Annotated in this window: 20 protein-coding genes; 10 read left to right on the forward strand and 10 right to left on the reverse strand. The window is 74.5% G+C overall.

All coding sequences use genetic code 11. The features are described 5' to 3' along the window. Positions 1–371 precede the first annotated feature (371 nt). A complete protein-coding gene (locus tag ACH4SE_RS18205; RefSeq protein ID WP_398544401.1) occupies positions 372–686 on the forward strand; it encodes a hypothetical protein in 315 nt (104 codons plus the stop codon). A gap of 197 nt (positions 687–883) precedes the next feature. On the opposite strand, the gene ACH4SE_RS18210 is transcribed toward ACH4SE_RS18205, so the two are convergent. Genes ACH4SE_RS18210 through ACH4SE_RS18220 form a run of 3 tightly spaced genes read right to left on the reverse strand, consistent with a single transcriptional unit; the run spans position 884 to position 3199 of the window. Beyond that, entirely contained in the window at positions 884–1822 is a 939-nt protein-coding gene (locus ACH4SE_RS18210; protein WP_398544402.1) for a hypothetical protein, read from the reverse strand. Beyond that, positions 1819–2781, reverse strand: a complete 963-nt coding sequence (locus ACH4SE_RS18215) for an ABC transporter ATP-binding protein (RefSeq protein WP_398544403.1) — start codon at positions 2779–2781, stop codon at positions 1819–1821. Before ACH4SE_RS18215 ends, ACH4SE_RS18210 begins: the two co-directional genes overlap by 4 nt. Then, the gene (locus ACH4SE_RS18220) at positions 2756–3199 is read right to left on the reverse strand and encodes a GntR family transcriptional regulator (protein WP_398544404.1); all 444 of its coding nucleotides are present in this window, start codon (positions 3197–3199) and stop codon (positions 2756–2758) included. Before ACH4SE_RS18220 ends, ACH4SE_RS18215 begins: the two co-directional genes overlap by 26 nt. 447 nt (positions 3200–3646) lie before the next feature. Here ACH4SE_RS18220 and ACH4SE_RS18225 point away from each other — a divergent pair, with 447 nt between their 5' ends. Then, positions 3647–4858, forward strand: a complete 1212-nt coding sequence (locus ACH4SE_RS18225; RefSeq protein WP_398544405.1) for a cation:proton antiporter — start codon at positions 3647–3649, stop codon at positions 4856–4858. A 111-nt stretch (positions 4859–4969) separates the two neighbouring features. Here the strand turns inward: ACH4SE_RS18225 and ACH4SE_RS18230 are convergent, their stop codons facing one another. Further along, positions 4970–5944, reverse strand: a complete 975-nt coding sequence (locus tag ACH4SE_RS18230; RefSeq protein WP_398544406.1) for a helix-turn-helix domain-containing protein — start codon at positions 5942–5944, stop codon at positions 4970–4972. Between the two features lie 179 nt (positions 5945–6123). Here ACH4SE_RS18230 and ACH4SE_RS18235 point away from each other — a divergent pair, with 179 nt between their 5' ends. Continuing rightward, complete coding sequence (locus ACH4SE_RS18235) at positions 6124–10221, forward strand: hypothetical protein (protein ID WP_398544407.1); 4098 nt, start codon at positions 6124–6126, stop codon at positions 10219–10221. A gap of 180 nt (positions 10222–10401) precedes the next feature. On the opposite strand, the gene ACH4SE_RS18240 is transcribed toward ACH4SE_RS18235, so the two are convergent. The 4 genes from ACH4SE_RS18240 to ACH4SE_RS18255 form a co-directional block, all read right to left on the reverse strand. After that, entirely contained in the window at positions 10402–11370 is a 969-nt protein-coding gene (locus tag ACH4SE_RS18240; RefSeq protein WP_398544408.1) for an SGNH/GDSL hydrolase family protein, read from the reverse strand. A gap of 567 nt (positions 11371–11937) precedes the next feature. Further along, positions 11938–12264, reverse strand: coding sequence for a hypothetical protein (locus ACH4SE_RS18245; RefSeq protein WP_398544409.1), 327 nt, complete (start codon positions 12262–12264; stop codon positions 11938–11940). Between the two features lie 287 nt (positions 12265–12551). Continuing rightward, a complete protein-coding gene (locus ACH4SE_RS18250; protein WP_398544410.1) occupies positions 12552–13598 on the reverse strand; it encodes a hypothetical protein in 1047 nt (348 codons plus the stop codon). Positions 13599–14222: 624 nt separating this feature from the next. Further along, on the reverse strand, positions 14223–15113 hold the full coding sequence (locus ACH4SE_RS18255) for a LysR family transcriptional regulator (RefSeq protein ID WP_398544411.1): 891 nt from the start codon (positions 15111–15113) through the stop codon (positions 14223–14225). Between the two features lie 186 nt (positions 15114–15299). Here ACH4SE_RS18255 and ACH4SE_RS18260 point away from each other — a divergent pair, with 186 nt between their 5' ends. Further along, a complete protein-coding gene (locus tag ACH4SE_RS18260) occupies positions 15300–15728 on the forward strand; it encodes a DUF2871 domain-containing protein (RefSeq protein WP_398544412.1) in 429 nt (142 codons plus the stop codon). A gap of 203 nt (positions 15729–15931) precedes the next feature. Here the strand turns inward: ACH4SE_RS18260 and ACH4SE_RS18265 are convergent, their stop codons facing one another. Continuing rightward, positions 15932–16834 carry a helix-turn-helix domain-containing protein gene (locus ACH4SE_RS18265; protein WP_398544413.1) on the reverse strand — a complete coding sequence of 301 codons (903 nt, stop codon included), beginning with the start codon at positions 16832–16834 and terminating at the stop codon, positions 15932–15934. A 454-nt stretch (positions 16835–17288) separates the two neighbouring features. Between ACH4SE_RS18265 and ACH4SE_RS18270 the strand changes: the two genes are divergently transcribed. From ACH4SE_RS18270 to ACH4SE_RS18295, 6 genes are all read left to right on the forward strand, one after another. Beyond that, a complete protein-coding gene (locus ACH4SE_RS18270) occupies positions 17289–18239 on the forward strand; it encodes an ABC transporter permease (protein ID WP_398544414.1) in 951 nt (316 codons plus the stop codon). Continuing rightward, positions 18236–19078 carry an ABC transporter permease gene (locus ACH4SE_RS18275; RefSeq protein WP_398544415.1) on the forward strand — a complete coding sequence of 281 codons (843 nt, stop codon included), beginning with the start codon at positions 18236–18238 and terminating at the stop codon, positions 19076–19078. Before ACH4SE_RS18270 ends, ACH4SE_RS18275 begins: the two co-directional genes overlap by 4 nt. After that, positions 19075–19950: an ABC transporter ATP-binding protein gene (locus tag ACH4SE_RS18280; RefSeq protein ID WP_398544416.1), complete on the forward strand. Its 876-nt coding sequence runs from the start codon at positions 19075–19077 to the stop codon at positions 19948–19950. Before ACH4SE_RS18275 ends, ACH4SE_RS18280 begins: the two co-directional genes overlap by 4 nt. Then, positions 19947–20720: an ABC transporter ATP-binding protein gene (locus ACH4SE_RS18285; RefSeq protein ID WP_398544417.1), complete on the forward strand. Its 774-nt coding sequence runs from the start codon at positions 19947–19949 to the stop codon at positions 20718–20720. Before ACH4SE_RS18280 ends, ACH4SE_RS18285 begins: the two co-directional genes overlap by 4 nt. A 159-nt stretch (positions 20721–20879) precedes the next feature. Next, a complete protein-coding gene (locus ACH4SE_RS18290; RefSeq protein WP_398544418.1) occupies positions 20880–22454 on the forward strand; it encodes an ABC transporter substrate-binding protein in 1575 nt (524 codons plus the stop codon). Then, positions 22451–23491, forward strand: coding sequence for an LLM class F420-dependent oxidoreductase (locus ACH4SE_RS18295; protein ID WP_398544419.1), 1041 nt, complete (start codon positions 22451–22453; stop codon positions 23489–23491). Before ACH4SE_RS18290 ends, ACH4SE_RS18295 begins: the two co-directional genes overlap by 4 nt. A 108-nt stretch (positions 23492–23599) precedes the next feature. Here the strand turns inward: ACH4SE_RS18295 and ACH4SE_RS18300 are convergent, their stop codons facing one another. Beyond that, positions 23600–25594 (reverse strand): heavy metal translocating P-type ATPase, encoded by a 1995-nt coding sequence (locus ACH4SE_RS18300; RefSeq protein WP_398544420.1) that lies wholly within the window; start codon positions 25592–25594, stop codon positions 23600–23602. Positions 25595–25667 lie beyond the last annotated feature (73 nt).

Raw genomic sequence — 25667 nt, forward strand, 5'->3', positions numbered from 1 at the left:
GCGGGCGCGTCGTGAGGTCCCGGTCCGGGCGGGACGCGGGGAACTCGGCGAAGGCGTGGCCGCCCACGGCTGCCGGGGCGCACCGCCGGCGGCGGAGGCGCAACCGGGCAGGGGGACCACCGCCGGCGGGTACCCGTCCAGCAGCGGACGGTCGATCCGGACGGCACCGGAACCGCTCGGGCGGGACGTGCGTGATCCTCGTCGTGGAGCCCTTGCCGCCCGCTTTCCCGCCTCCGCCCGCGTGGCCGCCCGTGCCGTTCTGGCCGCCCCGCTCCTTCGGTAGCGGCCGGCAGCCGCGCGTCACCCTCCCACCCTGGCAACTACTGGCCCGGGCCCCGTTGTTCGCTGCCGCGGGCACGTACACCGGCACCGTGCTGACCGAACGGGCCTGGGCCGACTGCCCGCTCGGTGTCTCCGCCTCCAACGGCATCGGACTCGTGATGGGGACGATGCCGGTGGTCTGGGTGGTGATGACAGCGGCGATGCTGCTGACCCAGCTCCTCTTGTGGGCTGTCGCGCTCCCCGCGCCTGCCGTGCGGTGTGTCCAGTGGCTGCTGCCTCTCGCCGCCGTCGTGCTGTTCACCGTCGTCTACCGCGCCGGGATGCAGTCGCCGGTCGTTCAGCCGGACGGCACCTGCTACGAGGGCTACCCGCCGTGGCCCTTCCAGCCGAAGTACCAGCCGTAGCCGAGCCGGGCAGGAAGGCTCCACCCGGACCGGCCCCCGTGCGCCACCCGCTGGACCGCACGAAGCCCCTGGCGCCCGCTACCTTGCCCCGTGCCGGTGGCGCCGAGCAGCGGCCGGGAGCGGGGGCTGCGGCCGGGGCGGCGCCGGTGACGCGGCGGCCCGGTGACGCTCCCTTTGTCCGCTGCCCCGGCGGCAGCTCAGGGGCGCTTCGGCGCGGGGTGGGCGACGCGGCGGTGCAGGAGCCGCAGCGCGGCCAGCACCGTCAGGGCGGCGAGTGCCAGGACGAGGGCGGTCTCGGCGAGCTGGTAGGGCCAGTAGTCGCCGGTGTCCAGCGCGCCGGTCAGATAGGAGTCCTGCGGGAGGGCGCCGTAGAACTGGAGCCCCAGGACGCCCCCCGGGTGGAAGCCGTGGACCTTCGACCAGGCCGGGAAGTCCAGCAGCAGCGTGGCCCGGGAGCGTACCAGCAGTGCGGCCAGCAGCCAGGTCAGTGCCGGGGCGGCGACGGCGGCGGGCAGGGCGCGGCGCAGCAGCATGCCGGCCAGCGCACCGGCGGCGATGCCGAGCAGCAGGTAGGCGACGGTGACGGGGCCGATCGTGAGGCACGCGGTCTGCCGGTCGATGCCGTGGGTCAGCAGGTCGCCGTGCACGGCGTGCCGGACGTTCAGCCGGTAGAGCACGACCAGCGGGAGCAGCAGCCCGCCCAGCAGCACCGCCAGGCCCGTCCAGCGGGCGGTGAACCAGCGGGCCGGGGCGACCGACTGGCTGAGGGTGAGGGCGAAGCGGCGCGTTTCCCACTCCCGGGCGGTGACGACGGCGGCGAGCGCGGCGGCGAGGAGGGCCGGCAGGAGGGCGATCCGCGTCCCGTCCGCGAGCAGCCGCTCGGTCATGGTGTGGGCGTCGTAGGGGTGGCGTGCGAAGTGGTAGGCGTAGTCGCCGAAGCGCGCGCGGGTGTCCTCGGCGTCCGACCACTGCCGGTCGCGGGCGACGAGCACCGCGGCGGTGGGGAGCGCGGACAGGAGCAGCAGCAGGGCGGGCAGGCGCAGCTGCCGGGCGACGATCCGGGTGAGCGGGAGCCGGTTCCACAGCGCTGTGCGCGGTCCGGCCGGGGGCCGGGCGCTGGCGGTGGTGGCGGTCATGCGGCGTGCTCCTTGCTCCCGGGGCGGTCCTTGCGCAGGGTGACGTCCGGCTGCGGGGTGAGGGTGAGGTCGGGAACGGCGGGCCGGCCGTCCGGCGCGGTGGGGAGGGCGAGGTGGGCGAGGACCAGTTCCTCCAGCGACGGAGTCCGGACCTCCCAGCCGGCGGGCAGCGGACCGGCCGGGCGGACGAGGGCGCTGGTGCCGCGCCCGGCGGGCCGGGTCTCGACGACGGTGTGGCCGGCCAGCGGGTCGGTGCCGCCGGGGACGGTCACTACGGCGTGAGCGGACAGGAGGTCGTCGATGCCGCCGGCGAGCCGGGCCCGCCCGGCGTCGAGCAGCAGCAGATGGTCGCAGGCGTCGGCCAGCTCGGAGACGATGTGCGAGGACATCACCACGGTGGCGCCCGTCTCGGCCGCGTGCGCAAGGAGCACGCCCATCAGCTCCTGGCGGGCGAGCGGGTCGAGGTCGGCCATCGGCTCGTCGAGCAGCAGCAGGTCGGCGCCCTTGCCCAGCGCCAGGGCCAGGGCGATCCGGGTGCGCTGGCCGCCGGACAGGTCGCGGATCCGGTCGCGCCGGCGGAAGCGGCCGGTCCCGGCGCGCGCCGCCAGCTCCGCGTCCCACCCGGCGGGGTTGGCGCGGGCGCCGTAGCGCAGGGTCTGGGCGACGGTGAGCCGCGGGTGGAGGGGGCGGTCCTGGGCCAGGTACGCGACCCGCGGGTGGCCGGCGGCGGCGGGCCCGCCGAAGACCTCGACCTCGCCCGTGGTGGGCCGCTGCAGGCCGGCGGCCAGTTCCAGCAGGGTGGTCTTACCGGCGCCGTTCGGGCCGACGAGGGCACAGACGGCCCCGGCGGGGAGGCTGAAGGTGCAGCCGGCCAGGACGTCCGGGCCGGAGCGCCGGTGCCGCCTGGTGACGCCGCGCAGGGTGAGGGCGGCGTCAGTGCTGCTCGGGGAGGACAACATCGGGTTCTTTCCGGGGGTAGAGATCGTCGAGCACGGTGGTGAGGAGCGCGGCGACGTCGTCGCGTTCGAGACCGGCCGCGCGGGCGTGGGCGACCGCCGCGGCCAGCTCTTCCCGTACGGGCGAACGGGCGGCCGAGGCCGCGGAGGCGCCGAGCGTGCCGGTCACGAAGGTCCCGTGCCTGCGCCGGGACTCGACCAGGCCCTGGGACTCCAGCTCGCGGTAGGCCTTGAGCACGGTGTTGGGGTTCAGCGCGGTCGCCTCGACCACCGCCTTCGCGGTGGGCAGCCGGTCGCCCGGTGCCAGCAGGCCCAGCCGGAGCGCCTGCTGCACCTGCTGGACGATCTGCAGATAGCTGGCGACCCCGCTGCGCCGGTCGATCCGGAAGGCGAACGTCACCGCCGCAACCCCCCATTCCATTACTCAAGTAGTGGAATCATGCACGGGTCATTCCTGCACGTCAAACCGCCGGATTCCCCCGGGCGGCCCCGCCCCGCTCGCCTCCGCGCACGGTGCGGTCGAAGCTGGGCAGCAACGCCCCGTGGCGGCAGAGGCCCTTGGCCGGCGCCGTCCACCGCCCGCGCAAGGCAGGGAGAGCACCGTGCGCCGCAGCAGCGAGCCCGAACTGCGCGGGTGTCGGCCACTGCCGCGCACCGGGTGGTCCCGGCACCCGTCCGCGCGGCGGCGCGCGCGACGTGCGGTCCGCCGGCCGGGGCCGCCCCGGCGCGCACACCCGTTCCCTCCGGCAGTCACCGGATCCGGTCCTCGCGGTGGTGACGCCGCGACCCGGCTCGTGTCCCGCGTCCCCGTACGGCTCTGGCTCCTCACGCAGGCCGTGCCGGACCGGGGCTGACCGGCGGCGCGTCCGTGTCGCACCCCGGCACTCTCGTCCTGATCATGGCCGCCGCGGTGCTCGCGCCGCTGCTGGCCGACACCGCGGCCCGACGCGTACGCGTGCCGCTGGTTGTCTTCGAGATCGCCCTGGGTATCCTCCTCGGGCCCGACGTGCTGGGCTGGGCCCACCGCGACCGGACCATCGACACTTTGTCGGACCTGGGCCTTTCCATGCTCATCTTCCTCGCCGGCTACGAGATCGACTTCGCGTCGGTCCGAGGCCCCACCTTGCGGCGGGCGGGCACGGCGTGGCTGGCCTCGCTCGCGGTCGCGATCGCGGTGGCGTTCGGGGTCAGCGGCGGGCACCCGTTCCAGGCCTTCGTGATCGGGACCGCGATGACCAGCACGGCGCTCGGCACCGTCCTGCCGATCCTCAAGGACGGCGGTGACCTCGGCGGCCGGTTCGGCGCGGTGGTGTCCGCCTTCGGGGCGGTCGGGGAGTTCGGCCCGGTCGTCGCTGTCGCGCTGCTGCTCAGCGGACGCAGGCCCGGGCAGGCGGCGGCGCTGCTGATCGTCTTCGCCGCCGTCACCGCGGCCGCCGTCCTGTGGGCGCTGCGGCCCAGGCGCCCGTGGTTCTCCCGGCTGGTCGACCAGACCCTGCACACCAGCGGCCAGTTCGCGGTGCGCTTCGTGATGCTCGTGCTCGCCGGCATGCTGGCGCTCGCGTCCTCCTTCGGGCTGGACGTGCTGCTCGGCGCGTTCGCCGCCGGCGTCCTGACCCGCCTGGTCCTGCAGGGCACCGCACCCGGCAGCCGGGAGGAGGTGTTCGGCAGGGTCGAGGGCCTGGGCTTTGGCTTCCTCGTCCCGCTCTTCTACGTGGACACCGGCATCGGCTTCGACCTGCACGCCCTGCTGCACGACGCCGGCGCGCTGGCGATGGTGCCGGGCTTCCTCGCGCTGTTCCTGGTGCTGCGCGGGGGACCGGTCCACCTGCTCGCGCCCCGCGACCTCCGTACCGGCGACCGGCACGCCCTCGCTCTGTACGCCGCCACGTGCCTGCCCCTGGTCGCCGCGATCACCACCATCGGGGTGGACCAGAAGATCATCCGTTCGGAAACGGCTGCCTCCCTGGTCGGAGCCGCGATGCTGTCGGTCCTGCTGCTCCCGCTGCTGGCCACGCGGGTGCGGGGGCGAACCGGTCCACAGGCGGTGCCCGCGGCGGCGGAGGAGTCGGAGGCCTGGTGACGCCCCGGCACGGCAGCCTCCGGGTGCCTGCGGGTCAGGGGACGGGGTCTGCCGGGTGCCCTGACGGCGGGCGGTGGCCGGTCCGGCGGGGGCGCACGGCCGGAGACGGGCTCACAGCCAGCCCCTGCGCATGGCCTGGGTGCCGGCCTGGAAGCGGCTGGTGGCGCCCAGGCGCCGCATCAGGTCGGTGACACGCCGCCGGTAGGTGCGCTGGCTCAGGCCGAGTTGGCGGGCGATCGCCTCGTCCTTCATCCCGGCGTTGAGGAGTTGCAGCAGGGCGCGCTCCTCGTCGGAGATCTCCGGATGCGGCGGCTGCTGCGGGCTGTCGCCGGAAAAGATCGGTGTGGCCTGTGCCCAGTGGGCCTCGAACAGCTCGACCAGGGCGTCGGTGAGGCCGGACTGCCGCACGAACGCGGCCGTGCTGCGCATGCCTTCCTCGTTCCCGGTCAGAGGGAGGATCGCCTCGCGCCGGTCGACCACGATCATCTTCATCGGGACCCGGGGCAGGACGCGGGCCTGTTCGCCCGACGCGACAGTGGCGTGCAGGGCCTCGGAGTACCCGGGGACGTCGAGCGCCTCGACGGCGTAGGCGGCCCGAACGGTGACGCCGCGGGCCAGCAGCAGGGCCTCCGCGTCGGAGGTGGTGCCGGCCGCGGTGACATAGGGCGGTGTGTCGAACGCCATGACCTCGTGCTCCGCGCCGGCCAGGAGCTCCTTCACCCGCTGGGCGATCTGGGCGGGCCCCTCGATCACTTCGACGAGCAGACGCGGGTCGGCCCGCAGGCGCCGCTCGTGGAACTCGGCCGCGTACAACTCCAGCGTGGAGAAGACGCGTTCCAGTTCCGCCTGCCGGGCGCGGACGAGCGAGGCCAGCCCGGTCCTCGGATCGACGGGGGAATACAGGGCGGGCCGCCCCGAACGGCACGTGGCCAGTCCCGACGCCACCAGGGCGTCGAGTGCCAGTCGCGCGCGCGTCGGCGACAGGCCGAGGAGTTCGCCCAAGGCACCCGCGCTCAGCGCGTCCTGACGCAGCAGGAGCTGGTACGCCTGCTCCGCGTACGTGTCCAGGCCGATCGATTCCAGCACCTCGGAGCACCCTTTCTCGGATGGTTCGGCCGGGCCTGGCCGATTCCTGCCGCCACGACGGCGTGGCCACCAGTGGCCGATGGCCGCAGGTGGCCACCTGAACCACTCCCTGCCGCCCGGCGGAGCTGAAAGCCTACGACCTCCCCCCTTCGTGGTGACAAGGAGTGACGGACCCCTCGATGAGATCCCGAGCCAAAGCCCTCAGGGCCGGCGCGCTCGCCGCTGTCCTGGGCACGGCGGCCGCGCTGCTCGCAGCACCCGCCGTCCACGCGCAACCCGCCGACCACGTCGTACGCCTGAACGCCGGGCGGCTGGCCGCGCTCAGCGCCCGCTTCACCCCGCGCAGCGACGGCACCCCCGGCCTCGTCGCCGCAGCCGCCGCAGGAAGCACCGCCTCCCCGGACCCGGCCGCGACACCGCCGGCGACGTCGCAGTCCGGCACCGCGCCGTCCGCAGCCGCGTCGACGTCCATCGACGAGCAGACGACCTGGCAGACCGCGCGGGGCGCCGCCTCCACCCTCGCCCTGAACGGCACCCGGGACTGGGTCGCCGTCTTCAGCGGCGGTTCGGTGGCCCGGTACGACGCGCACGGTGCTCCGGTGTGGCAGCGCACCGCCCACTCGCTCTACACCGACTGGCAGGTGAAGCCGAGGGTCTCCTTCCAGACCGAGGAGTACACCCCGGTCCTGTACGAGGGCTACGACCCGTACCAGCCCTCCTCGATCGGCACGCACCCCTACGCACAGGCAGACTTCGACGGAGACGGCGTCGCGGACGTCGCCGTCGCCTACTCGGTCGGGGAGAGCCCGGCGCGCACCTTCACCGCTCCCGGCTCCAGCCTGCAGTCCGGCACGTTCCTCAGCGTGCTGGACGGCCGAACCGGCCGGATGCTGTGGCACACACTCGTGCCGGGCAGCGTCGGTTCGATGCTCGCGCAGGACGGCCGGCTGGTCGTCGCCGAGCGCACCGGACCCGCCTGGGACGAGAACCCCGTCGCCGAGCAGGGCGACAGCCGCAGCTCGCTGACCGCCTACTCCTTCACCGGCAGCGGCGCGGGCCTGACCGGGCACACCGACTGGACCTACAACACCCACGCGCCGTGGGCCGACTGGACGGACGTCGAGCCGCTCAGCGGCGGGCGGATCACGGCCGGCTGGACCGACACGCCCCTGGGTCTGGGAAGCCCGCGGCCGCCGGCAGGCCATGTGCTGGTGCTCGACGCGGCCACCGGCCGGGTCGGCGTCGACACCAGGACGCCGGGTTACCCGCGGATCGTTCATCAGGACCCCGGATCGGACCGGGTGCTGGTCGCCGAGCAGAACGACCCGTTCGACGCGGTGCGCTGGGACCTCACCGCGATCGACGCCCGCAGCGGCGCCCGCTCGGTGCTCGCCTCCCGTGACGGCACCATCCCCGAGGCGTTCCTGGTCGACCAGCAGGCGCACGGCGGCCAGGCCCGCTACGCCGTCGCCGAACTCGGCATCGACCCGGTGACCCTGGCCGACGGGCAGAGCACGGTCTCGGGATGGGACGAGCACGGCAGGACCGTGTGGAGCCACCAGACCGCCAGTACCGTCGGCGGCCCCGACGCCCCCACCCTGTCGCTGCAGTTCGACCCGACCGGGCACGGTCAGGTCGTCGCGGCGGTCGCGGACGCCGCCCCGGTCTCCGCGGAGCGGCCCGAGGGCCTCTACCACGCCCAGCTGGTCGCGTTCGACGCGCGGGACGGCGGTGTGATGTGGCACCGGGAGGGCGACGTCGTCGGCGACCAGGTGACGCCCTACCAGGGGCGTCTGCTGACCGTCGGCTACGACCTGACCGCATGGTCGGTCGACGCGCAGCACGGCTCGGCCACGCAGCTGCCGCTGCTGACCGACAGCTACGGTGCCGCCGCCACCGATGTGAACGGCGACGGGGTCGAGGACCTCGTCGTCGGCGGCCAGAGCCACGGCGTCTTCGCCCTGGACGGCCGGGACCTGAAGAGCGCGACCCCGGGCGTCCTGTGGACCGCGCCCGTCAGCGCGGCGGTCCACCAGATCCGGCTCGCGCAGGTCGCCGACCGCAAGGGTGTGACGGCCACGCGCCTGGTCGCCGCCACGTCGCACGGCTTCGCGGTGCTCGACCCGCGCACCGGTCGGGTCACGGCCGACGTGAACACCGGCTCCTTCCAGTACGGGGTGACCGTCGCGAGCGGTGAGATCGTCGCCACCGGTGCCAGGAGCGTCGGCGCCTATACCGCCGACGGCGCGGTGCGCTGGACCTACCGTCCGGCCGGCACCACCGGCAAGCAGGTCGTCTACTCCGTCCCCGCCACGGACGGGCAGGGCCACCTCTACCTGGAGTACGGCGGCACCCGCTCCGGGTTCGGCACCGGTGCGAGCGACCCGGCGCCGACCGCCGTCGCTCTGGACTCCGCCGCCGGTACGCAGCTGTGGGCCGAGCGGCCGTCCGGTGATTCGGCCGCCTGGATCGAGCAGCAGGCCGGTGTCTTCGCCGGCGAGGCCGTTCCCGGCGCCGGCGGCAAGGGCGTCGCCTTCGCCTTCGGCGGCGACCAGCCGGCCACGGGCAGGCACCGCGTGCAGATCGTGGACGGAGCGACCGGCAGGGTCGTGTCCGAGCGCGACTCCGTCGGTTCCAGCACGTTCCAGGGCTTCGCCGCCTCGAAGCGCTACGGCCTGGTCGAACTGCACGCCTTCGAGGTGACGGTCCACCCGGCCGACGGCGGCGCCCCCTACGACGTGCACACGATGGCGAACGTGCAGCAGGCCGCCTTCGCCACCACCACGAGCGGCACGGAGACCTTCGTCGCAGGGACCGGCGGGCTGGAGCAGTACGCCCAGCCCTTCCCCCGGTCGAGCGACTTCGTCTACGCCACCAGCGAGGCGTTCTCCCAGTTCGCCGGCACGGTCACACCCCTCTCGCCGGCCCGCGCCGGCGCCGGTACCGAACTGGCCGGCCTGCCCTTCGACTGGGCCGCCTACGACCTCAACCAGAACGTCGGTGCCTACGGTGCCAACATGCTCGCGCCCGACAGCTTTCCGCACGGCGTGACCGTCCAGCAGGTCTCCGACACCGCGGCGACTTCCGCGAAGGCGGCTCCCAGGAGCGCACCGAAGCCGCCGTCCACCGCGAGCGCGGCGGCGACCGCGATCAGGAACCCGCAGCTGCCGCGGGGGATCGTCACCCCGTCGCTGAAGATCAGGTCGTCCGTCGAGGTCTCCCCGGACGACACGACCGAGACGACCCGGGGCTACACCCCCCAGCAGATCCGGGCGCGACTGGGCCTGACCGGTGACGGCAGCGGCCAGACGCTCGCGATCGTCGACGCCTACGACTACCCGGCCGCCGCCTCCGACCTGAACCACTTCGCCGGGCACTTCGGCCTGCCGTCCACCTGCGACAGCGTCCCGGCCGGCACGGACTGCTTCGACTTCCAGCAGGTCTACGCGGACGGGACCCGGCCGCCGGCCGACGCCGGCTGGCAGGAGGAGGAGGCGCTCGACATCGAGTGGGCGCACGCCGTCGCCCCGCACGCGAAGATCGTGCTGGTCGAGGCGGCCGACGCCTCTGCCGCCGGCCTCTACCGGGCCGTCGACAAGGCCGCCGCGCTGCACCCGGCCGTGGTCAGCAACAGCTGGGGCATGACGGAGTTCTCCGAGGAGTCCTTCTACGACGGCCACTGCAAGCTCACCGACGCGGTGTGCACCCAGTCCACCGGCGACGCGGGCCACCCGTCCGGGTACTCCAGCACCAATCCCTACGCCCTGGCCATCGGGGGCACCAGCCTCCGACTCGACGCCGACGGGACCACCCTGGGCGAGACCGCCTGGTCCTCCACCGGCGGAGGTCTGAGCTACTTCGAGAAGCGCCCGGCCTACCAGGACGGCGTGCAGGACTCGGCCTTCCGGGCCACCCCGGACGTCAGCTTCGTCGCCGACCCCAGCACCGGCGTCGCCGTCTACACCACCGCCGGCGGCACCGCGGCCTGGTACCAGGTCGGCGGCACCAGCCTGTCGGCCCCGGCGTGGGGAGCGCTGCTCACCGCGGCGGACCAGTTGCGCGCCACCGCCGGCAAGCATCACCTGGCGGCCGCCGGCCCCGACGGCGACACCGCCCACGCCGACGTCTACGCCCTCGGCGGCAAGCTCAACGACGTCACCTCCGGCTCGAACGGGGCGTGCGGGACCGAGTGCACCGCCGGTCCCGGCTACGACACCGTCACCGGCCTCGGCTCGCCCCTCGCGGGCGTCGACACCGCGCTGGCCACCATGAAGTGACGCTCCCACCGCGGTGGTGGTCCGGCACCCCCGCCGGACCACCACCGCGTGGCGTGCCCCACCCGATCGGCGCGCAGGGCCGGCTCACGACGTGAGCCGCCCCTGCGCGCCGCCTCGACGCGTCCCGCGCTCGCGCCCGCGGTCCGCAGACCAGCCTTTGGGCCGCCCTTGCGGGGCGGTTCAGCCGATGGCGTTGAGCAGGGCCTCTTCGACGTGGTCGGCGGCGTTGCGGTGGCCGAGGGCGTTGGGGTGCACGAAGGACAGCTGGTCGGGGAGGGTGACGAAGCCTTCGACCCACTTGCTGTCGTCGCAGACGCTGTGGTGCTGGGAGGGGGTGGAGAGATCGACGTAGCCGGCGGCTTCCTGTGTGCCCGCCGAGTCCTGGATGGCCTTGTCGAGAGGCTCGACGAGGGCGGCGCGCAGCCAGTCCAGGTCGCCTCGGGTGATCGTGCCGAACTGTGTGAGGTCGCCGAAGGTGCACCTGGAGGTGTCGTGAGGGATGACCGTGGGGTAGCCGACGGCCAGGATCTTCGCCTTCGGGGCGCGGTCGTGCAGCACGGTCAGCATCCGGTCGTACTGCTGGCGGACCGTCCTGAGCCGTGCCGGGACACCGGCGGCCAGGGCGTCCTTGCACGGCGTGCCCTTGCCGTCGTTCTCGCCGCCCAGCTGCGCGCACTTGGTGAGGAAGTCGTCGAAGCCGAGGGTGTTTCCGCCCACGCCGACAGTGATGATGTCGGTGTCGGGGCCGACCGCCTCGGACTGGGGCGGCACGGCGGGGAAGGGGTAGTCCGGGTCCTCCGAGTAGGGCGGCAGGTGGCGGCCGATCGGGTGCTGGGGGGTGTCGGTGACGTCGGCGATGGTGGCGGCGCCGCAGCTGACGTCGGTCAGCTCGAACAGGCCGCCGAGGTCGCGGTCGATGACCTGCGGGTAGGACCGGTCCGTGCGCTCGCAGCCGTCGCGCGGGAACTCGAAAACGTTGCCCGCGGCCCGGATGACCCCGGCGGTGTAGGAGTCGCCCAGGGCCACCCACTGGTAGTCATCGGCCGCAGCGGCGTGGTGCGCTCCGGCGAACTGCGCGGGGGCGAGAACGCCTGCGGCGAGAGCTGCGGCGGAGCCGAGCAGGGCCAGGCGGGTACGGAAGCGTGCCAACGGATCCTCCATGCAAGCAGGGGGCATTCGCCGCCACCCTATGTCACTCCATGTACTCGACTCAATACGTTCTGTAGCTGGAAAGTACGAGTTGCGCGTGCCGCGGTACCTCCCCGCAACCCCTCCGAGCCTGACGGCACGTCACGACGTCGGAGGGCGGCCGTGGCGCGGCCGGGGGAGCGTCGCGGCCCACGGTGCGCGTGACAGGGGTGACGCCCACCCTGTTCGGACCGGGCGCTGCGTCCCACAGGCCGTGCCCGTCGCCCACGGCAGCCCCCGAAGCCCGGTGTCGGCGCCGGAACGGGGGACACCTGCCGCACCTGCCGGCGTCGCGCGGCGCCGTCCCCAAGGCGCACAGCTCTGCTGTGGAACCGATCCGGCACGCGGACTCCGGGGTGGCCGGCCCGGAGGACCAGGCGCGCCCACGGCACTGCCCTCCCCGGGTGCGGCGCTGTCGCCGTGCCCGGGGACGGGGCGGGGCGTCACATCCTCCCCCCGATAGGAAACCCGCAGGCAGCAGCCCGGTCTCGCCGGCACCGACATGCATGCCCCTGGCAGTTTGTCCGGCTATGACTCGGGAGGGTTCGCGGACGGCGGGGTGGGCTCCCAGATGCCTTGTCGAATCAGACGTCGCTGACGTGCCCGCTCGTAAATCGCCGTCAAGTAGTACGTCAGACCGAGGAGAGTGCCGAAGGTGAACCCCGCCTCGACATCCACGGTCTGAGTGCCAGGGGGCACGACGGCCAGCGCCAGGACGAGCACACCGAGGGCGACAGCCGGCGCCAGGGGATGGCGCCCGACGAAGCGCTGGAAACGGGTGGGCGGTTTGTTGCCCCCCAGGTAGCGGTCGACCGCCCAGAAACCCCTCACCAGGACGCGCAGTACCTTCGGCATACCGGTGAGGGTAGCGAAGCGGCCCCAGTGCACCCGCACCACCGTTGTCGATGTTCTCCCGGTGAACACCCACCGGCCCCGGAGGATTGACCCCTGGGGTCGTGCGGTCGGGGGGACAGGCGGCCTGTTCGGAATTCGCCGGCCTCGTCCCGGCCGCCGGTCGCCGACCTGTCTCGCCGGCGGCCCGGAACGGGCAGTTGGTGGCGCAGGTGCCGCTGGGGCACGGCCGTACCGCGGGCCGCGGGGAGGTGCCCCGGCGGCCCGCGGAAGGGTGGCCCGGAGGGCGGTCAGACCGCGGGCTCGACGGTGAAGTCGCCTGTGGAGCTGGTGAACGGAACCCAGGTGTTGTCGAACACGTGGTAGTCCGCGGTCAGTTCGACCGCGGTCGGCGGCAGGTCCGCAGCGGCGGTGAACGTGAGGGTGACAGCGGTGGTCTGCGGGGTGACCGTGCAGCTCGCCAGGGTGGAGGTGTTCGCGCTGTAGTTGTTGTAGGTGTTCTGGTATTCGACCGGAACCAGGGTGCACCGCGCGCCGCCGTCACCCGCAGCGGCGGTGACGTTCAGCCCCGGCGGGAGGAAGATGTTCTGACTGCCGTCGCTCCACGAGGCGTTCGGGTCGGTCCACACCACCCCGGGCGTCGCGGACGAGGCGTGCAGTTCCACCGTACCGTTGTCCGCCGCGTGGACGGCGACGCTCTCGGTGGCCGTCTGCCCGGCGCCGAACCCCGTGGGCTGCACGTCCACGCTGTCCTGCGCCGCCCGGGCCTGGGACTCGACGGCGGTGAGGTCGGTCGTGCTGGTGAAGTGCCTGCCTGCCCGCTGCTCCCCCTGGATCTTCGCGAGCGTGTCGTCCTTGTGGGGGACGATGGTGGCCGTGACGCCGATGACCGAGCCGTCCGGCGTGTCGGCGCCTATGTGCTCGCTGAAGCTCGCGTAGGGCACCTGGCCGAGGACGTCCATGTCGCAGAGGAACGCGGCCGTGCCGCTGCCGGTGGCAGCCGCGGCGGCCGGGAGGCAGGAGCCTTCGCCGAGGGTGGAGGTGAAGCCGGCCGGGAGGTCCGGCACGTCGGTGCCGTCGAGCTTCGGGGCGCCGAGTGTGTACATCAGCAGGATGTTCACGGGCGCCGCGGCGCTCGGCACGCCCTGGCGGTCGAGCTGGAAGGAGTGGCCGGTGTCGTAGTCCTGCGGCAGCGTCTGCGGCTGCTTGCCGCCACCCCAGGGGGCGTCGAAGCCGTAGCTGTCCAGGCTGGCGGCATGTGCCGCCGCCGCCATGCCGAACTGGGCGCCGCAGGCGGCGAGAGCTGCCGCCGCGAGCATGGCGAGGGACCTGCGCATGGTCATAACACTCCGCTGCGGAAGGGGCGGTGGGAGCCGCCGGTGCGCCGGTCGAAGTGACCGGCCGCCGCACTTTACCTCTCCCATCCCCTATGGCGCCCGTAATTTGTGCATACCGAAATATGCCGGGGCACCCCCCTCGACGGGTGGCCTGAGCCCGGTGCGCACGGAGCTCCGGCCGGATCCGCCGCCGGTGGGCGGTGAGTGGCGCGTTGTCGCGGGGCCTGGCAGTTGCGCGAGGGAGGGTCCGCGGCGTTCGTGGTGACGGCGGTGTGCTCGTGCCCGGTGGTGACGGCGCCTGCGGGCCAGGTCGGCGGGTGGCTGTGACCGGCACTCCGACGCCTCTTCACGCGAGAAGACTCCACCCGCTCACCGGGAGCACCGAAAGGAGGCACCCTGCCATGACGGTCCACGGCAGGCGGACCCCGAGGAGTGCCCACCAGTCGCCGGCCTCGGGAGGAAGCCGCGGGTAGCGGGCCAACGGGCGCGCACAGGCCGGAACCGGACCACGTCGCCTGTGACCGGACCGGAGGGTGGCGGAGGTTGGCCGCGGTGTTCGCGCAGCCTGCCCACGGTCGCCACGGCAGAGCTCAGGGGGCATCGCGGTGGAGAAGGCCTACGGGTTCACGCCGTGCGCGGCCCCGCGTCGGTGGCGGCTTGGACCAGGGCACGGATGAGGGCGGTTTCCGTGGCCGTGGGCCAGATGAGGGCCCATGTGCCGGTCGGGGCGTCGTGGAGGGGGAGGTAGCGCAGGCCGGGCCAGCGGTAGTAGCGGGCCGCGTCGCCGTGGACGAGGCATACGGCCTCGCCCGCGGCGACCACTGCGGCGACCTCCTGGAAGGTGGAGACCGCGGGGCCGCGGCGGATGGGGCGGCCGGCGGGGGTGTGGGTGGGGGAGAGGGTCTGCTGCCAGTACTCGGGGACGGGGGCCGCGATGTGCGGCAGGGCCCAGTCCGCGAGGTCCTCCATGCCGACGGTGGCGCGGGTGGTGAGGGGGTGGCCGGCGGCGACCATGAGGTGCAGCGGTTCGGCGGCGACCGGCGGGCCGACGGTGAGGTCGGGCTCGCGGACGGGGAGCCAGGCCGTCGACACCTGCACCGTACCGGCGCGCAGGGGGCCGAACGGGTCGGTGAAGGAGACCTCCTGGATGCGCAGCCGGACCTCCGGGTGGCGGGTGCGGAAGAGGTCGACGAAGTGCGCGAGATCCAGGGCCTGGGGCCCGTACAGGCCCAGGGTGAGGGTGCTCACCTCGCCGCGGGCGGCGGCGCTCGCCGTCCGGGTGGCGTCGAGTATCTGCTGGTAGCCCGCGCTGAGATCCTCGCGCAACCGTGCCCCGATGGGCGTGAGTTCGACCCTGCGGCTGGTGCGGGCGAACAGCCGCGCGCCGATCCTGCGCTCCTGCTGGGCGATCGACTGGCTGACGCGGGCCGGCGACACGTGCAGGCGGTCCGCGGTCCGGCCGAAGTGCAGTTCCTCCGCCAACGTCAGGAAGATCTCGATATCGCGCAGTTCCACCCCGGCTCCCCCCTACGCCATCCATAACCTCCGGCTTATCAGACCATGTGCAGCCGGTGATTGTTCACTTCCCGGCCCTGGCGGAGGGTGGGACGCGTCCTCGTCGAGGACCCGCCGCGGCCGGGCGACGCCGCCGCCGGCGGTTCCCGGCCGTACGGCCATGCACACCTGGGGGACCGACCCGCCATGCGCAAGTCCTGCTACGCCGCGCACGTCTACATGATCGTCGGGGTCGTGTCAGGCCTCTTCTACCGGGAGTTCACGAAGGCCGAGGACTTCACCGGTGACACCCAGCTGGCCCTCGTGCACACCCACGTCCTGGCTCTGGGCATGATCGGCTTCCTGATCGTCCTCGCGCTGGACAGGCTGTTCGGCCTGTCCGGCACGCGGCTCTTCACGGCCTTCTTCTGGTTCTACAACGCCGGGATCGCCGTCTCCACCGGCATGATGGCGGTGCACGGCATCCTGACCGTGCTCGGGCGCGACGAGGACCACATCGCCGAGGTGGTGCCGCTGGCCGCGGGGTTCGGGCACATCCTGCTGACCGTGGGGCTCGTGCTGCTGTTCGTGCTGCTGGGCCGGCGGGTGGACGAGCACCTCAGGGCCGGCCGCTGAGGGCCGTCTCCGCGCAGACCGGCGCCCGGGCGGACGGCTACCGCCGGGGCTCCGCCGGGCAGGGCCCGCCCAGCCGGTCGTACTGCGCGGGCCGTCGGCTCGAACGCGAACGCCCGGTCCCACCACACCCCCAGCGGTCGGAACGGACACCCCCACGTCCCACCGCCACGACCGCCACCCGGCGCACCCACGCGGTCGGCGCGCTAGCCCGGTGCGCCGGACGGGGACCGGGCTTCGGCGGGGGCGGCACGGGGTGGACCGGCGGGCGCCGGGCCCTCCCACCGGTCCGCCAGCGCGGCCATACGGTCCCGGTCGGCGGGGGTCTGCGGGGTGAAGAGCAGGACCAGGGCGGTGGGGTCGTCCACCGGGTGGAACGAGGACAGCGCCAGGTTCAGCACGCCGCCGCCGGGCGGGCGCGCGGTGACCGCGCGGGCGGTGAGTTCGGCCACGGAGTGGCAGCCCCACCAGTGGGTCAGCTGCGGCACGTCCTGTTCCAGCGCGCCGTAGAGCTCAGCGGTACGGGCGTCGGAGAGCGCGGGACCGGCCTGCGCGCGGAAGTGCTGGAAGACGTTCATCGCCAGCGGGACCCAGTCGGGCAGCACCCGGTGCAGCCGGTCGTCGGCCGCCATCAGCCACAGCAGGTTGCGGCGGTCGCGCGGCACCTCGCTCGGCGCTCCCCACAGCGCCGCCCACGCGGTGTTCCACGCCAGGACGTCGAAGTGGCGGTCGAGCAGCACCGCGGGGCTGGCCGGCCAGGCGTCCAGCACCGGTTGCACCACGGGTGCCAGCTCCCCGGGCCGTTCGGGCGGCGGTCCGCCGGGCTCGTGGTGGCCGGCCAGGCGCATGGCGTGCCGCACGGCCGCCGGGTCGAGCCGGAGCGCCCGGGCGACGGCGGCGAGCACCTGGCGCGAGGCGGTCACCCGCCCCTGCTCCAGCCAGGTGTACCAGGCCAGGCCGACCCCCGAGAGCGTGGCGACCTCCTCCCGGCGCAGGCCCGGCGTGCGGCGGCGTGCGGTCGTGGCGAGCCCGACGTCGGCCGGTTGGAGGAGTTCGCGGTGCGCGCGCAGGAAGGCGCCGAGCTCCTGGCTGGGGACGGGAGTGCTCATGGGGTACGGGTCTCCTGGGGCGGGCGGTGCCTGGATCAGGGCGCGAGAAGGGCGCGACAGCGCACACCCGGACACGCCGCGCGGCCGCGGCCGGCCGCGGTGACACCGGTGCGCCAGAAGACCATGGCCGGAGCGTAATTGGCGGGATAACGGCTGGTCAATACCGATCTGGACGGGCGCGGACACGCCCCGGGGGGCCGCCTGTCCTATGACCGGCGGTATCAGCACGAACGCCTGTCTGGCAGCCGGCGGCCGCCGCCGTGCACGCTGCGTCCTGGCCGCGGCTCCGGCGGCCGGCCCCGGTGCCGTCCCGGAGGCCGCCGGTGCCACCCCGCTCTCCCGTACCCGTGAGGAAGAACCGATGGCAAGCCCGCCGCACGAGCCCGGTCCCGTTCCGGCCGTGCCCGCGGCCGTGCGCACGGCCGCCGCCCGCCGTCCGCCGCGGAGCCGCCCCATGAGGAGGTTCCTCGTCCGGCGGCTGCTGCTGGTCGTCCCCACGGTGCTGGGGGTGACCGCCGTGGTGTTCGCGACGGTCGCCCTCGTACCGGGCGATCCGGTGAGCGCCTTCCTCGGTCCCGGCGCCACTCCCGGGGCACGGCGGGAACTGGCCGCCCGGCTCGGTCTCGGCCGTCCGCTGCCGGAGCGTTACGCGCAGTGGCTCGCGCACGTCCTCACCGGGGACCTGGGCACGTCCGTCTCGGCCCAGCGGCCCGTGACCGAACTGCTGTGGCCGGCCCTGCGGGAGACCCTCGTGCTGGCCGGCGGTGCCTTCGTGCTCGTGCTCGCCGGCGGGGTGCTGCTCGGTGCGGCGGGCGCGCTGCGGCCGCGCGGCTGGGCGGGCCGGCTGTCGGGGGGACTGAGCACGCTGGCGGTCTCCGCGCCGCAGTTCTCCGTCGCCCTCCTGCTGATCTCCGTGTTCGCCGTCCGGCTGCGGTGGCTGCCGGCCGGCGGAACCCACGACGTCCTCGGCCCGGGCGGAACCGGCGACCTCCTGCGGCACCTGGTGCTGCCGGCCACGGCCGCCGCCCTGGTCCCCCTCGGACTGACCGCCCGGGTGTTCGGGGCGGCCCTGTCCGGCGTCCTCGGCTCCGAACTCGCGGACGGACTGCGGGCACGCGGCCTGACCCGGGCCGCGGTGCTGCGGCACTGCGCGCACAACGCCGCACCCGCGCTTGCGACCATCGCCGGCCTGCAACTCGCCTATCTGCTCGAAGGGGTGGTCTTCGTCGAGACCCTGTTCAACTGGCCCGGCGTCGGCCGGCTGCTGTACGAGGCACTGGCGGCACGGGACTTCCCGCTGATCCAGGCCGGTGTGCTCGTCGTCGCCTGCGCCTTCACCGGCATCACCCTGCTGGTCGACACCGCGCACGCGCTGATCGACCCCCGCGTCAGGACCCTGTCATGACCCGGCCGTGGCGGCGCGACCCCCGCCTGCTGGTACCGCTCTCCCTCACCGCCGTGCTGCTGGCGGTGGCCGCGGCCGCGCCACTGGTGATCCCCGGCCAGGCGACGGCGGGTTCCCTGCGCGAGCGCCTGCTCGACCCGGGCAGCCCGGGCCACCTCCTGGGGACGGACGCCCAGGGCCGCGACCTCCTCGGCCGCCTGCTCCTGGGCGCCGGTCCCTCCCTCGTCGGCGGCCTGCTGCCGGTCCTGACCGCCACCGTGGCGGGCACCGTCCTCGGCACGGTCGCCGGGCTGGGCGGCCGGGTCGCCGCCCAGCTGCTGCTGCGCGCCCTGGACGTGCTGTACGCCTTTCCCGGCGTGCTGCTGGCCATCGCCGTCTGCTCGCTGTTCCGGCCGGGCCTGGCCGCGACCGTGCTCGCCCTGTCCGTGGTGCTGACGCCGGCGGTCGCCAGGGTCGTCTTCGCGGAGGTGCGGCGGGTGCGCACCTCCGAACACCTCCAGGCCGCCCGGGTGAGCGGCGCGGGCTGGCTCGCCGTGGGAGCCCTCGAAGTACTGCCGGTGATAGGGCCGGTGGTGCTGGCGTACGCCTCCTCGCTGGTGGGCCTGGCGGTGGTGTACGCCGCGGGGCTGTCCTTCCTGGGCCTCGGCGTCGCCCCGCCCGCCCCCGAGTGGGGCGCGATGGTGGACGAGCTGCGGCCGGCGCTGTTCACCCATCCGCTGCCGGCCCTGGTGCCCGCCGTGACCGTGCTGGCCGTCTCCGTGCTCTTCAACGTGCTGGGGGAGACGCTGCGCCGCAGGATCGCGACAGCCGACGCGCCCGCCCGGGTGGTGCGACGGTGAACACGCCCCTGGGACCGGCCACGTCCCCCGCGGCGGCTCCCGCCGGGGGCGCGGGCCCGCGCCGGCCGGTACTGGCCGTGGAACGGCTGTCGGTGGAGTACGCGGGACCGGGCGGCGTGGTCGCCGCCGTGCGGGAGGTCTCCTTCACCCTCGCGCCCGGCGAGGCGCTGGTGCTGCTCGGTGAGTCCGGCAGCGGCAAGTCGACCGTCGCCCGCGCCTGCCTGGGGATGCTGGACCGGGGCGCGCGGGCCGGTGGGCGAGTGCTGCTGGGCGGGCAGGACCTGCTGGCGGCCGACGAGCGGACCCTCGCGGACATCCGCGGCCGTCGTGTGGGGTACGTACCGCAGGACCCCGGCGCGTACCTCGATCCGCTGCGGAGGATCGGCTCGCAGATGAGCGAGGTGCTGCGCAGGCACCGTGCCGCGGCGGGCCGCCGCGCCGCCGCGGCCCTGGTGCCGGACCTGCTGGCCTCCGTCGGCATACCGGATCCGCGGTGGGCGGCCCGGGCCTTCCCGCACGAGCTGTCCGGCGGACTGCGGCAGCGCGCCGCCATCGCCCTGGCGCTCTCCTGCGGCCCGGAGGTCCTGGTGGCCGACGAGCCGACGACCGCGCTCGACGCCCTGGTCCGCGCCCATGTGCTCGACCTGCTCAGGACTCTGCGCGCCGAACGGGGCATCGCCCTGCTGCTCGTCACCCACGACCTGGCAGCCGCCCGCCGCACCGGCGGGCGGACCGCGGTCCTGCGCGACGGGGTCCTCGTGGAGGGTGGGACGTCGGCGGACGTCCCGCCGCAGGACGGCGGCGGGACGGGCCCGCTCCCGTCCGCGGACCGCCCCACGCGTCCCGCCGGCCGGGAGGGGAGGGCGTCATGACCAGCCCGCTGCTCGTCCTCGACCGTGTGGTCAAGCACCACCCGGGGGGCCGTCTCGGCCTCGGCGGCGTGAGCCTGTCGGTGGCCCCGGGCGAGACCGTCGGCCTGGTCGGGGAATCCGGCTCCGGCAAATCCACGCTGGCCCGGCTCGCGCTCGGCCTGCTGGCCCCGGACTCGGGGACGGTACGGTTCGCCGGCCGCGACCCGCGGCGGCAGCGCGGCCGTGAGGGACGCGAGGCCCGCGCGCAACTGCAGTACGTCCCCCAGCAGCCCGGCGGATCGCTCAACCCCGCGCTGCGGGCCGGGCACGGGGTGGACCTCGCACTGCGCTGCAGGGGAGTGCCGCGCGGCGAACGCCCCGCCCGCACCGCCGAGCTGCTGCGGCAGGTCGGCCTCGACCCGGCGCTGGCCGACCGCCGTCCGCGCGAGCTGTCGGGCGGTCAGGCGCAGCGGGTGGCGATCGCGCGGGCACTGGCGGCCGGGCCGCGGCTGCTGGTGTGCGACGAACCCACCTCGGCACTGGACCCCCGGGCGCAGGAGCAGGTACTCGGCCTGCTCGCCGGACTGCGCGCCCGCGGGGGACTCGCCTGTCTGTTCATCTCCCACGACCTCGGCGTCGTCCGGCTGCTCGCCGACCGGGTGGTCGTGCTGCGCGAGGGCGCCGTCGTCGAACAGGGCCCGGCCGAGGAGCTGTGGGCCGGCCCGCGGCACCCCTACACGCGGGCCCTCCTGGACGCCGCCGACCCGGCCGCCGCCGTCCACGGCCCGTAGGCCCGGACCGGCCGGGGCCCCCGTCCCCGGCGACCCCCTGAACCCCGTACACCGATCGAACCGACAGGAACCGCCATGCTCTTCCATCCGAGTCCGCGCCGGCGCGACCGCGTCCGCCGCAGACCGTTCCGGGGGATCCCCCGTAGGCCCGCCGCCGCGGTGACCGCCCTGGTCCTCACGCTGACCGCCGCCGCCTGCAGCGGCTCCGCGCACTCCGGCGGCGGGCGGACCGGCGCCGCCGGGCGCGGCGGCACCCTGGTCGTCGGCTCCACCGGCAAGCTGCCCAACCCCGACACCATGATCGGCGGAGCCGGCTTCGAGGGGAAGCGGCTGGTCTCCTTCCAGCTGTACGAGGGCCTGACGCGGTACGACCTGTCCCGCGCCGACGGGCCGCCCCCGGTGGCCGGTGCCCTGGCCACCTCCTGGTCGGTCGCCCCCGACCACCGCACCTGGACCTTCACCCTGCGCAAGGGGGTCACCTTCCAGGACGGCACGGCGTTCGACGCGGACGCGGTGGTCTTCAACCTGGCGCGGTACCTGGACAGGACGAACCCGTACTGGACCGATGCCCTCGGCGCCGCGGCGAGCGAGTACGCCGGTGACATCGCCTCCTACCGGGCGTCCGGCCCTGGCCGGGTCGTCCTGGTCACCAAGACGCCCAACGGCCACTTCCCCGAGGATCTGGCCCATGTGCTGATCGCCAGCCCCACGGCGCTGCGGAGGACCGGCTCGGCCGGCTTCGCCCGGCATCCGGTCGGCACCGGCCCCTTCTCCTTCGTCTCGCAGAGCGCGGGCCGGCGGATCGAACTGGCCGCCAACAAGCACTACTGGCGCGGCGCTCCCAAGCTCGACCGGCTGATCGTGGAGTCGCTGCCGGACGCGGCCGCGCGCACCGCGGCGCTGCGCTCGGGCGAGGTCAACTGGATCGAGTACCCCAACCCCGACGACATCGACAGCCTCAGGGCGTCCGGCGCGCGGATCGCCACCAACTCGTACGACCACCTGTGGTACTGGATCCTGGACACGGCGAAGGGCCCGTGGAAGGACGTCAGGGTGCGCCGTGCGGCCAACTACGCGATCGACCGCAAGGCCGTCGCCGAGGACCTGCTGCACGGCACCGCAGACCCCGCGTACCAGGCCGCGCCACGCGCCACGGGAGCCTACGACCCGCACGCGGACACGTACTCCTACGACCCGGCCAGGGCCCGGCAGTTGCTGGCCGAGGCGGGTTACCCGCACGGGTTCACCACCTCGGTGACGGTGCCGACCGACGGCTCGGGCAACCTGCTGCCCGTGCCGATCGCCGAGGCCCTGCAGCGGGACCTGGCCGCGGTCGGCATCAAGGTGGACATCCGGACCACCGACTGGTCCACCCTCATCGCCGACGAGGCCAAGGGGACCGTCGCCCTCGGCTCGGACGCCGTCGCGCAGTCCACCACGCTGTTCCAGTCCGAGGCGCTGCTGCCGCTGTTCGTAGGCACCGGCAGCCCCTTCTGGACCGGGCACTACAGCGACAAGGCGGTGGACGCGCTGATCGCCCGGGCGGCCGCCTCACCGGACCGGACCGCCCGGCAGGACGCCTACCGCCGCGCCCTGGCCCTGGTCACCGCCGACGCGCCCTGGCTGTTCGTGGTCAACGACCGCAATCCCAGGGCCCTGGCGCCCGACGTCCACGGTCTGGTCCAGCCGCAGTCCTGGTTCCTGGACCTGACCACGGTGTGGGTGGGCCGGTGAACGCGCCCGTGCCCGGCGTCAGCGCCGCGGCCGGTCCGGCGGACCGCCCCGGGGACGCGCCCCGCTGGGGCGTCACCCTGCCGCTGCCCGGGCTCTCCCTGGGCGCGCACCGCTTCCTCGTCGAGGCGCTGCCGGATCTCGGCTACGGGGACGTGTGGACCGCGGAGGGGGGCGGCACCGACGCCTTCACCCCGCTCGCCGCCACGGCTGCCTGGTCGGACGGCCTGCGGCTCGCGACCGGGGTCGTCCCCGCACAGACGCGCGGTCCCGCGGTGATCGCCCAGACCGCCGCGACCCTTGCGCAACTCGCCCCCGGGCGGGTGCTGCTGGGGCTGGGCTCATCGGTGCCCGCACACGTCACCGACATCAACGGCATCCCCTTCGACGAGCCCTTCAAGCGCACCCGCGACGTCCTGCGGTTCGTCACCCGGGCGCTGCGCGGCGAGTACGTGGCCGGTGACTTCGACACGTTCTCCATCGCCGGTTACCGGCTTCCGCACCCGCCGGCCGAGCCGGTGAAGGTGATCCTCGGCGCGCTGCGCCCCGGTATGCTCCGGCTCGCCTTCGCCGAAGGCGACGGCGCCATCACGAATCTGCTGTTCCCGTGGGACGTGCCCAAGGTGCTGGCCGCCGTGGGCCCGCAGCCGCCGGGCAAGGAGCTGGTGGTGAAGGTCTTCGTCTGCCCCACCGCCGACAGGGACCACGCGCGCCGCACCGCCCGCCCCTTCCTGGCCTGGATCCTCAACCGGGAGCCCTACCGGGCGTTCCACGAGTGGCTGGGCAACGGGGAGCTGCTGCGGGACTGCCACGAGCGGTGGGCCGCCGGCGACCACGAGGGGGCGCAGCGCGCGCTGTCCGACGAGGTGGTCGACGCCCTCTACGTCAGCGGGTCCCCCGAGGAGTGCCGGGAGCGGATCGCGCGCTACCACCTCCCGGGGGTCACCACCGTGCAGCTGTACGTGTCCCCGCCCCCCGGGCAGCTCGCGCGGCCGGCCGCCTTGCTGGACACCTTCGCCCGCCTGGGCCCCGGGGGCTGAGTGCGGTGTCCCGGGTGTGTGGCAGTGGTGGGGGGAGGCGCGCGGCTGTCGACGCCGGCCTCGAAGGCGGCATCCGCGTCACGGGGAGAGCCGTGTGGGGTCGGCGGCTCACGGGGCCGTGACCGTGCGGGCTCGGTGCCAGGCACCGTCGGCGAGCAGGCGCAGGCCGTTGAGGCCGACGATGACCGTGGAGCCCTCGTGGCCGGCGACACCGAGGGGCAGCGGCAGGTGGCCTGCGAGGTCCCAGACGACCAGGCCGGTGATGAAGGCCGAGGCGATGACCAGGTTCTGCACCACCAGTCGCCGGGCGCGACGGGACAGTCCGATCGCGGTGGGGACGGTGGCGAGTTCGTCGCGGACGACGACGGCGTCGGCGGTCTCCAGCGCGAGGTCGGAGCCGGCCCGGCCCATGGCGATCCCGGTGTGGGCCGCGGCCAGGGCGGGCGCGTCGTTGACGCCGTCACCGACCACCAGCACGCGGCGCCCGGCCTGCTCCAGTCCCTTCACGGCGGTGACCTTGTCCTGGGGCAGCAGCCCGGCGCGCACGTCGGTGATGCCGACCTCGCCGGCCAGACGGGCGGCGGCACGCGGGTTGTCGCCGGTCAGCAGCACCGGGCCGGTGCCGGTCAGCCGGCCGAGCGCGGCCACGGTGCCGGCGGCGTCGGGGCGCAGCCGGTCGGCGATGCCGAGGACGCCGACCGGGCGCCCGTCGCGCTGGACGAGGACGGCGGTGCCGCCGCCGTCCTCCAGTTCGCCGGCGACGACCGCGGCCCGGGCCGCCGTACCGTCCCGGTCCGGCTCCTTGAGCAGCCGGGCCGGGGCACCCACGCCGATGGTGGAACCGCCGAGGACGGCGGTGACGCCGACGCCGGGGGTGGAGACGAAGTCGCTCACGGCCGGCAGGCCGAGGCCGCGGTCGTGGGCGGCGTCGACGACGGCGCGGGCCAGCGGGTGCTCGCTGGGGTGCTCGGCCGCTGCGGCCAGCGTCAGCAGAGCGATCTCGTCCAGGCCGCTGCCGGCCAGGGGCCGGATCGCGGACAGGCGGGGCGTGCCCTCGGTCAGGGTGCCGGTCTTGTCCAGGGCGACGGCGTCGACCTGCCCGAGGCGTTCCATCACCACGGCGGACTTGATGAGCACGCCGTGGCGTCCGGCCGTGGCGATCGCGGACAGCAGCGGCGGCATGGTCGCCAGGACCACGGCGCACGGCGAGGCGACGATCATGAAGGTCATCGCGCGCAGCAGCGACCCGGTCAGGGCCGCGCCGAAGGCCAGCGGGACCAGGAAGACCGCCACGGTGGCGGCGATCATGCCGAGGCTGTAACGCTGCTCGACCTTCTCGACGAACAACTGCGTGGGCGCCTTGGTCCCGGAGGCTTCCTCGACCATGGCCACGATCCGGGCGATCACCGAGTCCGACGGATCCCGCTCGACGGTGATCCGCAGCGCACCGGTGCCGTTGAGGGTCCCGGCGAAGACCTCGTCCCCGGCCTGCTTGGCGACCGGCAGTGGTTCGCCGGTGATGGTGGCCTGGTCGACGTCGCTCGCGCCGTGGAGGACCCGGCCGTCGGCGCCGACGCGCTCCCCGGGGCGGATCAGGATCGTGTCGCCGACCGCGAGCCGGCTCGTCTCCACGGTGGTCCCGGTGCCGTCGTCGGCGATGAGGGTGGCGGTGGTCGGGGCGAGGTCCAGCAGCCCGCGGACGGCGTCCTGGGTGCGGGCGGTCGCCAGCGCCTCCAGGGCGCCGGAGGTGGCGAAGATGACGATCAGCAGCGCGCCGTCCATGACCTGCCCGATCGCTGCGGCGCCGAGTGCGGCGACGATCATCAGCAGGTCGACGTCCAGCGTCCTGTCCTTCAGGGCCTGCAGGCCGGCCCAGCCCGGCTCCCAGCCGCCGGCGGCGTAGGCGAGCGCGTACAGCGGCCCCCACGCCCATACCGGCGACCCCGTCAGCTGCAGCGGCAGCGCGGTCAGGAACAGCACCAGGGCGGCCCCGGCCCAGCGGGCCTCGGCCAGGGCGAGCACGCGGGTGCGCCGCCGCGGGGCCGCGGCAGGAGTGCGCTGGGAAGGCGCCTGGGCCGGGCGCTGGTCGAGGGCAGCAGACATGACGGTGGCGGATCCTTCACGCGAGGAGCGGGCAACCCTCCCACCGTAACAGGAATACATGAAGACTCGTTCA

The sequence above is a fragment of the Streptomyces sp. NPDC020983 genome (assembly GCF_044333485.1).
In the GTDB taxonomy this organism is placed as follows: Bacteria; Actinomycetota; Actinomycetes; order Streptomycetales; family Streptomycetaceae; genus Actinacidiphila.